This is a genomic window from Micromonospora sp. NPDC048040 (assembly GCF_055587185.1).
Genome location: NZ_JBVJGT010000068.1, coordinates 18,887 through 31,338, shown reverse-complemented (window position 1 = coordinate 31,338; position 12,452 = coordinate 18,887). Strand labels below are relative to the sequence as shown.

The following is a 12,452-nucleotide window of genomic DNA, read 5'->3' as shown; positions in this document are numbered from 1 at the left end:
TCACCGAACGGGTGCAGATCCGGGCCGGCAGTGTCGTCGTACCGCTGCACGACCCGCTCCGGGTCGCCGAGGAGTGGGCCGTGGTGGACAACCTCTCCGGCGGGCGGGTCGGCATGTCGGTCGCCTCCGGATGGCAACCGAACGACTTCGTCCTCGCTCCGGAGCGGTACGCCGACCGGAAGAACCTGATGCTGGCGGGCATCGACGAGGTACGCCGGCTCTGGCGGGGCGAAACGGTCAGCCGTCCGCGTCCCGGTGGCGACCACGTCAGCGTGCGCGTGTACCCGCCACCGGTGCAGCCCGAACTGCCCGTCTGGGTCACCAGCGCGCGCAGCCCCGACACCTTCCGGATGGCCGGTGAGATCGGGGCTGGGCTGCTCACGCACCTGCTCGGCCACTCGGTCGAAGAACTCGGCGAGAAGATCGCCGTCTACCGCAGGGCCTGGCGCGAGGCCGGCCACGCCGGCTCCGGCCACGTCACCCTGATGCTGCACACCTTCCTCGGCACCGACACCGAGCACGTGCGCGAGCTGGTCCGCGTGCCGCTGTGCGGATACCTGAAGAGCTCCTTCGACCTGCTCTCCGGTCTCGGCGCGGTGTCCGGCAGCAGCAGCGACTTCCGCGCTCTGCCCGAGGAGGAACTCGACGCCCTGGTCGAGCAGGCCTTCGACCGGTTCTTCGACACCGCCGCCCTGCTGGGCACCCCCGAGGCCGCCGCGGACCTGGTGGACCGGCTCAAGGCGATCGAGGTGGACGAGGTCGCCTGCCTGATCGACTTCGGGGTCGACCACGACCACGTGCTGGCCGCCCTACCGCACCTGCGGGCCGCCCGGGACATCAGCGAGGACCGCCGTCGGGTGGCGTTGGCCGACGAGCCCGTCGCCGCGCAACTGCGCCGCCACCGCGTCACCCACCTGCAGTGCACCCCGTCGCTGGCCGGTGTGCTGGCCGAGGATCCCGACACCCGCGCGGCGCTGCGTGCCCTGCGCCGCCTGGTCGTCGGTGGGGAGGCGCTGCCCGCCGCGCTCGGCGCCGACCTCGCCGGCCTGGTCAGTGGCGGCGTGCACAACATGTACGGCCCGACCGAGGCGACCGTGTGGGCGAGCACCCAGCGGGTCACCGGTGACCGGCCGGTCGCCGCGACCGTGCCGATCGGCCGTCCTCTGGCCGACGTACGCGCCTACGTCGTAAACGCGGACCTGCGGCCCACTCCGGTCAACGTGCCCGGTGAACTGCTGCTCGGTGGTCCGGGCGTCACCCGTGGCTACCACGGCCGCCCCGCGCTGACCGCGGAACGCTTCGTTCCCGACCCGTTCGCCGCCGACGGTTCCCGCCTGTACCGCACCGGCGACCTGGCCCGTTGGCGCCCCGACGGCACGCTGGAGTTCCTCGGTCGGCTGGACCACCAGGTGAAGATCCACGGCCATCGCATCGAACTCGGCGAGATCGAGAGTGTGCTGGCCGCCCAGCCGGAGGTCCGTGCCGCCGTGGTCGTCGTACGCGGTGACGGTGCCCGCCGCAGCCTGGCCGCCTACTGCCAGCCGGCCCGCGCCGGCAACCCGGCACCCGACCCGGCTGCCCTGCGGGCCGCGCTGGCCCGCGCACTGCCGGACTACATGGTGCCGGCCACCGTCACCGTCCTCGACGAGCTGCCGCTGACCTCCAACGGCAAGATCGACCGCAACCGGCTGCCCGACCCGCACACCGCCGGGCCCCACCGCTACCTGGCTCCGCGGACCGGCATCGAGCAGACCATCGCCGAGGTGTGGGCTCAACTACTCGGCCGCGACCGGGTCGGTCTCGACGACAACTTCTTCCACCTCGGCGGCAACTCGCTGCTGGCGGTCCAGGCCAGGGCCCGGCTGTTGGCCCGCGACGTGACCGGGTTGTCCCTGGTGGACCTGTTCCGCTACCCGTCGGTACGCGCGCTCGCCGCCGCCTGCGCCACCACCGGCGACCGCCCCGACGCGCTGGCCGGGACCCAGCAGGCCGCCGGGCGACGCGCCGCCGCCCTGTCCGCCGCCGTCTCACGCCGGGCGCGAAGGGGCTGACCGGCCGTGACCGCACACCTGGACAGCACCGGAACCGCCCCGGACGGCGGTCCGCCCGACGGGGTCGAACCGATCGCGATCATCGGCATGGCCTGCCGGGTACCCGGTGCCGACACCGTCGCCGGCTTCTGGGCCAACATGCTCGACGGCGTCGGGTCGATCACCCGCTTCACCCCCGACGAACTTCGCGCCGCCGGCGTGGACCCGCACCTACTCGCCGACCCCGAGTACGTTCCGGCGGGCGCGATGATCGACGACGCCGACCACTTCGACGCGGAGTTCTTCGGCTACAACGCGGCCGAGGCCGAGACGATGGATCCGCAGCAGCGGGTCTTCTGCGAGACCGCCTGGGCGGCCCTGGAGGACAGTGGACACACCCCGGACCGCACCGACGGCGCCGTCGGCGTGTTCGCCGGCATGTTCATGAACAAGTACCTGATGGCCAACCTCGCCACCAACCCCCGCTTCCAACGTTCGGCGATGGCACCCCTGGCCCGCATCTTCAACGACAAGGACTTCCTGGCCTCCCGGGTGGCGTACCTCCTCGACCTGGACGGCCCCGCGTACACCGTGCAGACCGCCTGCTCGACGTCCCTGGTCGCCACCCACCTGGCCTGCCAGTCCCTGCTGACCTACGAGTCGGATCTGGCGCTCGCCGGCGGGGTGGCGATCAACCTGCCGCTGAAGGCCGGCTACTCGCACACCTACGGCGGGGTGTTCAGCCCCGACGGGCAGTGCCGGCCCTTCGACGCCGACGCCGAGGGGACCGTACCGGGCAACGGCGCCGTGGCCATGGTGCTGCGCCGGCTCTCCGACGCCCTGGCCGACCGGGACCACATCTACGCGGTGATCCGGGCCAGCGCGGTCAACAACGACGGCGCGGTCAAGGCCGGTTTCACCGCGCCGAGCGTTGACGGGCAGGCCCGCGTCGTCACCGCCGCGCACGCCCTGGCGGCGGTCTCGCCGGGCAGCATCGGCTACCTGGAGGCCCACGGCACTGCCACCCAGGTGGGCGACCCGATCGAGGTCGCCGCGCTCACCCAGGCGTTCCGCATCGGCACCGTTCGGCGGGGCTTCTGCGCCCTCGGCTCCGTCAAGGCCAACATCGGCCACCTCGACGCCGCCGCCGGAGCCGCCGGCCTGATGCGCGCCGCCCTGGCGGTACAGCACGGACGGATCCCGCCCATGCGGAACTTCCGCTCCCCCAACCCCGACCTCGACCTGGACACGTCGCCCTTCTACGTGCCGACCCGCGTCACCGAGTGGTCGGCCGGTGCCGGACCACGCCGCGCCGGGGTGAGCGCCTTCGGGGTCGGCGGCACCAACGCCCACGTGGTCCTGGAACAGCCACCGCCCATCCCCGACCCGGCCGGCACGGCGCCCGCGACCGGCTGGCACCTGGTACCGCTGTCCGCGCGCAGCCGCACCGCCGTCGACGCCGCCACCCGCCGGCTGGCCGACCATCTGGAGGACCACCCGGACCTCGACCTGGCCGACGTCGCCTTCACCCTCCAGGACGGGCGGCACGCCTTTTCGGTACGCCGGTTCGCTGCCTGCGCCGACCTGACCGACCTGGTGGCCGTGCTGCGGGGGGAGGACCCGCACCGGCTGGTCACCCGCACCGCCCCGGAGTCCGTCCACCGGGCGGTGTTCATGTTCCCCGGCGGCGGCAACCAACACCGGGAGATGGGTGTCGACCTCTACCGCAGCCAGCCGGTGTTCCGCGAGGAGATCGACCGCTGCGCCGCCCTGCTCCGCGACCGGCTCGACGTCGACCTCACCGCGCTGCTGTTCCCGGGCGGTGGCGGGTCGGGACGGGGACGCGCGCTCGGCCGCGCCGAGGGACCCGGCGTGGTCACCGCGCTGTTCGCCGTGGAGTACGCGCTGGCGAAGCTGTGGATGTCCTGGGGCGTGGAGCCGGTCGCCCTGCTCGGCCACAGTCTCGGCGAGTACGTCGCCGCCTGTCTGTCCGGGGTGTTCACCCTCGGCGACGCGCTCGCCGTCACCTACGCCCGTGGTGAGTTGTTCGCCCGAATGGCCCCGGGCCGGATGCTCGCCGTACCGCTGCCCGAGGCACAGGTCGCGGAGTTGCTCGACGAGAGGCTGTCGATCGCGGCGGTGAACACACCGGAGCTGACCGTGGTGGCCGGCCCGGACGACGACGTCGCCGCCCTCGACCGGCTGCTGGCCGGCCGGGGCGTGGACTGCGGGCGGATCAACGTACCGGCGGCGAGCCATTCCTGGCTGGTCGAACCGATGCTCGACGAGTTCACCGCCCGGGTGAAGGAGTGCGACCTGCGTCCACCGCACACCCCGTTCGTCTCCTGTGTCACCGGCACCTGGATCCGCGCCGAGGACGCCACCGACCCGCACTACTGGGCGCGTCACCTGCGTCAACCCGTACGCTTCGCCGACGCGCTGCGGACCGTCCTGGCCACGCCCGACCGGGTGCTGCTGGAGGTCGGGCCCGGGCGGGCGCTGACCGCGCTGGTACCCGGACAGCGGCTCGCCCCCACCCCGACCGCGGTCGCGTCGCTGGGCCACCCCCGCGACCGGCTGCCGGACACCGCGCACCTGATGGCCGCGGTGGGCCGGCTCTGGCAGGCCGGGGTGAGCGTGGACTGGCCGGCGCTGCACACCGCGCGGCCGGCCCGACGGGTCAGCCTGCCCGGCTACCCGTTCCAGCGCCGCCGGTACTGGGTGGAGCCGGGGGCGACCGCCGTCGGCGCCGACGCCGGACCGGCCGCCACCCCCGACGTCTCCGCCGCCTCGGCCTCCGGCGTCGACCCGGACGACGCACCGGACGACGGCTACCTCGGCCCCCGTGACGAACGGGAACGTCAGGTCGCGCGGGTGTGGTGCGACCTGCTCGGCGTGGACCGCGTCAGCGTCACCGACGACCTGTTCGACTGCGGCGCCCACTCCCTCATGATCACGCAGGCCGCCCGGGAACTACGCCGTCTCGGCGCGCCCCAGCTCACCGCCCGCGACGTCCTGGCCAGCCCCACCGTCGCCGGGCTGGCCGCCCGGATCGAGGCCGCCGTGTCCGGGCGACCGCTGATCGAGGTGCGCGGCAACGGCCCCGACCTCGCCGCCGAGGTCGTCCTCGACCCGGCGGTCGCCCCTGACGAGGACGCGCCGGCCCGCACCGGGCCCCCTCGGGTGGTGCTGCTCACCGGTGCCACCGGGTTCGTCGGCGCGTTCCTCTGCGCCGAACTGGCCCGGCAGACCAGCGCCGAGATCGTCTGCCTGGTCCGGGCCGCCAACCCCGAGGAGGGCACCGAACGCCTGCACGCCGCCCTGACCTCCTACGGCCTGCCGATGCCACCCGCGCACCGGCTGCGCGTCGTCCCCGCCGACCTGGCCAGACCCCGACTCGGCCTGGCGCCGGCCGATTTCGACGCCCTCGCCGACGAGGTCGACGCGATCTACCACTGTGGCGCCTGGGTCAACTTCGTGCGCCCCTACCGGTCCCTCAAGGCCACGAACGTGCGCGGCACCGAGGAGGTACTGCGGCTGTCCACCCGGGGCCGGCCGACGCCGGTGCACCACATCTCCACCCTGGCCGTGCTCGCCGGAGCCGTCGCCGCCGGCGTCGGGCAGATCCACGAGGACGACCCGCTCCCGCCGCCGGTGGGGCACGACACCGCCTACAGCCAGAGCAAGTGGGTCGCCGAGGGTCTCATCGGCCTCGCCCGGGAACGTGGCGTACCCGTGTCGGTCTACCGGGCCGGTGCCGTGCTCGGGGACAGCCGCACCGGCGCGACCAACCGGGAGGACTACGTCACCAAGGTCATCCAGGGCTGCCTGGACCTCGGTCTGGCTCCCGCCCGCCGGTACGCCTTCGCCGCCGCCAGCGTCGACTACGTCGCGCGCACCGTGGTCGCCCTGTCCCTGCGGCCGGAGACCCTCGGCGGCACCTTCCACACCGTCAACCCCGACCCGCTGGACTGGAACGACATGTTCACCCACCTGCGGACCTGCGGCTACCGGGTGCCGAGCGTCGACTGGCAACGCTGGCACCACCAGCTCACGGAACAGATCGAGGCCGACGAGACGTCGAACAACCTCGCCCCGCTGATGGCGATGCTCGGCGACACCCCGGACCGGGACATGCCCCGGATGCGCTGCGACAACGTCTGGTCGGCGCTGCCGGCCGACCTGGCCCGTCCACCGGAGCTGGACGCCGCGTTGTTCGCGCGGATGCTGGGTTTCCTCGCCCGGGGCGGGGTCCTGCCCGCGCCGCCGAACGCCGGTCCGGACCGTCCCGGCACGACGCCGGCCGTTTCCCCCGCCGCCGCCCAGGAGGACCTGCTCACATGACCATGCTGTTGACCGGCGCCACGCTCATCGACGGGCTCGGCGACGAACCGGTGACCGACCGGGCCGTACGGATCGACACCGACCGGATCACGCAGGTGGGGACCCGGGTTCAGGCCGACGGCGCCGACCTGGTCGACCTGAGCGGGCTGACCCTGCTGCCGGGGCTGATCGACGCGCACACCCACGTGGGCTACTCCAGCGACGTCCGCGCGATGCTCAACGGGCAGCTGTCGGTGGCCGAACGGGCCGCCGACATCTTCCGCAACCTGCGCGAGACCGTGGACGCCGGTTTCACCACGATCCGTGACTGCGGTGGCCTCGACCTCGGGGTGCTGCGTACGGTGCGACGAGGGCTGGTACCCGGCCCCCGGATCTGGGCCGCCGCCGTGGCGCTGTCCCAGACCGGCGGTCACGGCCGGCTGGGTTCGCCGCTGGCCCCGGCGGGCCCGTCGCCCCTGTCGGTACGCGGCCTGACCGGGATGACCCCCAACGCCGACGGCGTCGAGGAGGTCCGCCGAGCCGCCCGCGAGTGCTTCCGTCAGGGCGCGTCGTTCCTGAAGATGGCCGTCACCGGCGGGGTCATCTCGGTGTCCGACTCGTTGGAGGACACCCAGTACACCGTCGAGGAGATCGCGGTGGCCGTCGCCGAGGCCCGCGCCCGCAACACCTACGTCACCGTGCACGCCCACAACGGCGCCGGTATCCGCAACGCCGTCGAGGCGGGCGTGGGCTGCGTCGAACACGGTACCGGCATCGACGAGGCCACCGCCGCGTTGATGGGTGCCCACGGCGTGCACCTGGTGCCCACCCTGGCCATCGCCGAGACGATGCGTACCGACTCCGCGCGGCAGGGACTCGCACCCGGCTTCCGGGACCGGGTCGGCGACACCGCGCAACGCATGATCGACGCCATGCTGCTGGCCCGCGAGGCCGGCGTGCTGGTCGGCTCCGGCTCCGACCTGATCGGACCCGACCAGAACCACCGCGGACTGGAGCTCGCGCTCAAGGCCCGCGTCCTGGGGCCCATGGCGGCGATCGTCTCGGCCACCTCCGTCAACGCCCGCATCATGCGGGTCGCCGACCGGGTCGGGTCGGTCGAGGTGGGCAAGCTGGCCGATCTCGTCGCGGTGGACTTCGATCCGCTCAGCGAGCCGCACCTGTTCGAGGACCCGGACCGGGTCGTCCTCGTCGTCCGCGACGGCGAGATCGTCAAGGACACCCGCAAGTGACCCCGGCGCCGCGCGGACACCCGCCGATGACCGCCGCTGCGGGGCCGGCCCGGGCCAACGGCCGGCCGGCCGGCGCCGTCGCCGACCTGCGCGCCCCGACCACCGCCGAGAAGGTAACCGAGCTGCGCCGCCGACGCGCCGAGGCGGAGCAGCCCGGCTCCCCGCGGGCCGCCCGCCGGCTGGCTGCCCGGGGCCGGATGACCGCGCGGGAGCGGATCCTGGCGCTGCTCGACCCCGACTCGTTCGTCGAGACCGACCGGCTGGCCCGCCGGGACGTCGAGGGGTACGCCGGGCCGCAGCCGCCCGGCGACGGTGTCATCACCGGTTTCGGCACGGTCGACGGCCGCCAGGTGTGTGTCTACGCGCACGACGCGACCCACCGGGGTGGTAGCGCGGGGGCGGTCTTCGGCGCCAAGGTCTGCAAGATCCTCGACCACGCCCTGCACGTCGGTTGCCCGGTGGTCGGCATCAACGACTCCAGCGGCGCCCGGGTGGAGGAGGGGGTGCTGGCGCTGGCCGCGTACGGCGAGGTGGCCCGTCGGATGGTGACCGCCTCCGGGGTGATCCCGCAGATCTCCCTCATCATGGGTGTCTGCGCGGGCGGGGCCGTCTACACCCCGGCGTTCACCGACTTCGTGGTCATGGTGGAGAACACCTCGCACATGTTCGTCACCGGCCCGGACGTCATCCGGGCGGTGACCGGGGAACGGGTCAGCATGGAGGCCCTGGGCGGCGCCACGGTGCACGCCACCCGGAGCGGGAACGCCCACTACGCCGCCGCGAGCGAGGCCGAGGCCATCGACTACGTCCGGGACCTGTTGTCCTACCTGCCGGCCAACAACCTCGACCCGGCCCCGGTCTGGCCACCGGCGTCCCTGCTGGAGCCCACCGCCGCCGACCGGGAACTCGACACGCTCGTACCCGATCGGGCCACCACCCCGTTCGACATGCACGAGGTGCTCAGGCGGATCGTCGACGACGGCGACCTGCTGCCGGTGCACCCCGACTTCGCCCCCAACATCATCTGCGGCTTCGCCCGCGTCGACGGCGTCACGGTGGGGGTGGTCGCCAACCAGCCGCTGCACCTGGCCGGTGCCATCGACATCGACGCCGCGGAGAAGGCCGCGCGGTTCGTCCGCTTCTGCGACTCGTTCAACATCCCCGTGCTCACCCTCGTCGACGTGCCCGGCTACCTGCCCGGTACCGCCCAGGAGCACCAGGGCATCATCCGCAGGGGTGCGAAACTCGCGTTCGCCTACATCGAGGCGACGGTACCGAAGATCACCATCGTGGTACGGCGGGCCTTCGGTGGCGGGTACGCGGTCATGGGATCCAGGGAGCTGGGCGCCGACCTGTGCTTCGCCTGGCCGACCGCGCAGATCGGCGTGATGGGCGCGGCGGGCGGGGTCGCGCTGCTGCACCAGCGTACCCTCGCCCAGGCCGACGACCCCGCGCTGTTGCGCCAGGTTCTCGTCCACGAGTACGAGGACCGGTTGCTCACGCCCTACCGGGCCGCCGAGCACGGCTGCGTCGACGACCTGATCCTGCCGTCGGAGACCCGACCCACGGTCGTCCGCGCACTGCGCGCCCTGGTCGACAAGCGGGTCATCGGTCCGGCCAAGAAGCACGGCAACATCCCGCTGTGACCGGCCGCCCTTGGCGCCGGGGATACCAACCACGCCGTGTTCAGTCCCGACGCCGGGGACGCCGCCACGGCGCGGCGGGGCCACGTCCGCGGTGACGGTCCGGGGACCCGGGGCCTCGGCGGAAGGCCGCCGGCCACGGGTGCACCGACGGCCCGGACCACCCTCAGGTCGCTGCCGCCTCCCCGGCCGGCACCGCCGCACCGACCGGCTGCCCGGTGGCCCCGATGAGACGGGCTACCACCGCTCGAGAGGACACGCCGAGCTTGGCGAAGATGTTCGCCAGGTGCATCTCCACCGTCTTCTCGGTCACGAACAGCTCCTGCGCCACGCGCCGGTTCGTCAGACCTTGGCTGACCAGCACGGCGACCTGCCGTTCCCGACGCGTGAGCAGGTTCAGGCCAGCCGACTCCTCGCGGTCGTCCCGGCCCGTACGGCGCGACGAACGCGCCGCGAGGCGACGCCGCTCCAACGCGGCCTGTCGAGCCAGCCGGTGCGCGCCCCACCCCTCGAACGCGGCCTGCACCGCCTTGATCTCCCGGTAGCTGTCGTCGACCAGGCCGAGTGCGGCCAGCGGTCCGACGGCGACCATCCGGGCCCGGGCAGCGTCCACCACCATGCCGGCGGCGGCCAGTTCCCGTGCCGCCACCTGCGCGGTGGCCACCGCCCGCGCCGGGTCGTCGGTGGCCAGCACCTGTGCCCTGGCGAGCAGGGCCAGACCGGTGTGGCCTGGCAGGTCGAGCACGGCGGCGACCGCGTCGGCGCGGTCGGCCCAGTGCGCCGCGACCTCGGTCCGACCGGCGGCGAGTTCCGCCCGCGTCATCGCCTCGCACCAACTGGCCTGCGAGCACAGGTCGGAAGCGGACGGGCCGGGGCTGTCACCGAGCTGCGTGCGGGTCAGGTACGCGGCCACGTTCCCGCCGGCCAGCCCGATCTCCACCAGCAACCGGCGGGCCAACAGCGAGTACGGTCCGTCGGGCAGCACCGGCAGGGCATCCACCTCCGGGTAGGTCTCCGCCGTCGCCCGTACCTGGCTGTCCAACCATGCCCGCAGGATGCGGGCCACGGCGATCTCCCGCTCCCCGCCGACCGCGGTGGCCACCTCCGCCGCCCGCTGCGCGCACTCCTGTGCCTGCGGCAGCCTTCCTTTGACCTGCAACGTCACCACCAGGGCCGCGTAGAGCCGGGCCAGCAGCAGCAGCTGCCCGCTGTGCTGGGCGCCGGAGACCGCCCGGTCCAGGTGGCGTAGCGCGTCGTCGAAGCGCTCGTGCAGTATCTCCGCCTCGATCACCCATTTGGCGGCCCGCAGACTGCGAACGAACTCGCCGTCGAGCATCGCGTCGAGCAGGTCGACCGCCTGATCCAGGCGGCGACGCGCGGCCGGCATGTCCAGCGCGGCGGTGTCCGCCACCGCCAGCAGGGCGAGCGTGGTGGCCTCCGCCGAGCGGGCCTGATGGCGCTGGGCTGCCGTGTACGCCACGGCGGCCAGTTCGCGGGCGACGTCGGCGCGGCCCGCGGCCAACTCCAGACAGGCGAGTTCGAAGCTGAGCATGGCCCGTCCGATGCTCTGGGCGGCGGGCAACGTGGCCAGCTCCGCCCGGGCCAACGCGCCCGCCTCGGCACGTCGGGACAGCGACAGCTCCACCATGACGCAGAGGGCCACCGCATGGGCGCGACGGGTCGTCGGGCGACGTTGGCGCATCTTGAGCGCCTCGTGCAGCGCGTTGCGGCTCGCCAGCAGGTCACCGACGACGGCGGCCAACTGGGCGAGGCGAACCAGCAGCACCACGCGTCGCAGGTCGTGGTCGGGTCGATGCGGCAGCAGCCGCAGGGCCACACGGAGCCAGTGCGCCGCGGTGACCGGGGCGTGGTGCTGCGCCGCCATGGCGGCCCGGTGCAGTATCGACACCGCAGTCAGATCGCCGGGGCGGGCGGTGCGGGCGACGTGTGGGGCCAGCGCCTCGGGCGGGGCGCCGCGCCGGCACAGCGCGGCCGCCGCCCGGTCGTGCGCGGCCAGCTGCCAACCCGGGCTGACCGCGTCGTAGACGGCCCGCCACAACACGGCATGCCGGAAGCTGATCAGCCGGCCACCGGCGACCGGGCGGACAATGTCCAGTTCGGCCAGTTCGTCCAACGCGCGGTGCACCTCGGCGTCACGGCACTGGCCGATCTGCGCGACCAGCGCCGGCTCGAACACCTCTCCCGCCACCGCCGCCGCGTCGAGGACGATGCGGCTCAGCGGGGAGACGGCTTCCAGCTCCCCGACCAGCCTCATCCGCAGAGTGACGGGCAGCTCGCCGACGACCACCGAGGCGGTGCTGCACAGCCCGGTGGCGGCGGCGGCCAGCGCGTGCAGGTGCAACGGGTTGCCGCCGCTGTGTCGGTAGACCGCCCACTGCCACGACGTCCTGCACTGTGGACCGAGCAGGGTCTGCGCGTCCTGCTCGCTGATCGGCCCGAGCGGCACCTCCCGCACCCACTCGTCACCCGGCGCGCCGACCAGCGCGGCGTGCAGGCGTACCGGGGCCTGGCGGGGCCGGTAGGCCAGCACGACCAGCAGTGGCACCGGCGACGGGGTACGCACGAGCTGGGTCAGCAGCGCGATGGTCGCCTCGTCGGCCCAGTGCATGTCGTCGACGAGGACGACCAGGCTGTTGGCGTCCGCGTCGCCCGTCCGGTTGACGAGATCGCGCACCAGTTGGATCGAGGCGGTGGCCCCCGTCGGCGCCTCACCCGGGTCGGTCTTCCGGTTCGCGCAGCGGTCGCAGTCGACCAGCGCGTCGAGCAGCGGGGTCAACGGTTGTGACCGCTGGCCCCGGGTGGCCGAACTGGACACCACCCGGGCTCCCCGGCGACGGGCGAGCTCACCGAACTCGCTGAGCAGCCGGGTCTTGCCGATGCCGGGATCACCGGTCACCGCCACGACCCGGACGCCGGCTCGGCCTGTCGCCTCCAAGGCGCTGCGCAGGACTGCAAGTTCGGGGTCACGACCCACGAACGGGGGCATCAGCACCACTGTCCCGACGCATACCGGCTGCCACCGACTGGTTTCCACGTAACCCCGGGACCGGCCATTCTAGATCGACTCCCGTCTTCGACGATACGCCGCCATCACCAATAGGACATTAGCAGGATTCGATTGGCTCTTGTGAGATGACTCTCGACGCAAAAGCCGCACCACGCAGCAGACCCGGACCTACGGATGC

5 protein-coding genes are annotated in these 12,452 nt (G+C 73.4%); 4 read left to right on the top strand and 1 reads right to left on the bottom strand.

The window, feature by feature from the left end; genetic code table 11:
- The 4 genes from ACZ6O2_RS32685 to ACZ6O2_RS32670 form a co-directional block, all read left to right on the top strand.
- Window positions 1-2,051: MupA/Atu3671 family FMN-dependent luciferase-like monooxygenase (locus tag ACZ6O2_RS32685; RefSeq protein ID WP_466025653.1), on the top strand; the 2,051-nt coding region annotated here is incomplete at its 5' end.
- A 6-nt stretch (window positions 2,052-2,057) separates the two neighbouring features.
- Window positions 2,058-6,374, top strand: coding sequence for a type I polyketide synthase (locus ACZ6O2_RS32680; protein ID WP_466025652.1), 4,317 nt, complete (start codon window positions 2,058-2,060; stop codon window positions 6,372-6,374).
- A complete protein-coding gene (locus ACZ6O2_RS32675; protein WP_466025651.1) occupies window positions 6,371-7,603 on the top strand; it encodes a metal-dependent hydrolase family protein in 1,233 nt (410 codons plus the stop codon). The genes ACZ6O2_RS32680 and ACZ6O2_RS32675 overlap by 4 nt, the downstream gene beginning before the upstream one ends.
- 26 nt (window positions 7,604-7,629) lie before the next feature.
- The gene (locus tag ACZ6O2_RS32670) at window positions 7,630-9,249 is read left to right on the top strand and encodes an acyl-CoA carboxylase subunit beta (protein WP_357461020.1); all 1,620 of its coding nucleotides are present in this window, start codon (window positions 7,630-7,632) and stop codon (window positions 9,247-9,249) included.
- A gap of 163 nt (window positions 9,250-9,412) precedes the next feature.
- Here ACZ6O2_RS32670 and ACZ6O2_RS32665 read toward each other — a convergent pair whose 3' ends face one another.
- Window positions 9,413-12,253, bottom strand: coding sequence for a helix-turn-helix transcriptional regulator (locus tag ACZ6O2_RS32665; RefSeq protein WP_466025650.1), 2,841 nt, complete (start codon window positions 12,251-12,253; stop codon window positions 9,413-9,415).
- Between the last annotated feature and the right edge of the window lie 199 nt (window positions 12,254-12,452).

Coding starts and splice junctions, on each gene's coding strand:
- ACZ6O2_RS32675 (WP_466025651.1), top strand. CDS start 6,371: ATGACCATGCTGTTGACCGGCGCCACGCTCATCGACGGGCTCGGCGAC.
- ACZ6O2_RS32670 (WP_357461020.1), top strand. CDS start 7,630: ATGACCGCCGCTGCGGGGCCGGCCCGGGCCAACGGCCGGCCGGCCGGC.
- ACZ6O2_RS32665 (WP_466025650.1), bottom strand. CDS start 12,253: ATGCCCCCGTTCGTGGGTCGTGACCCCGAACTTGCAGTCCTGCGCAGC.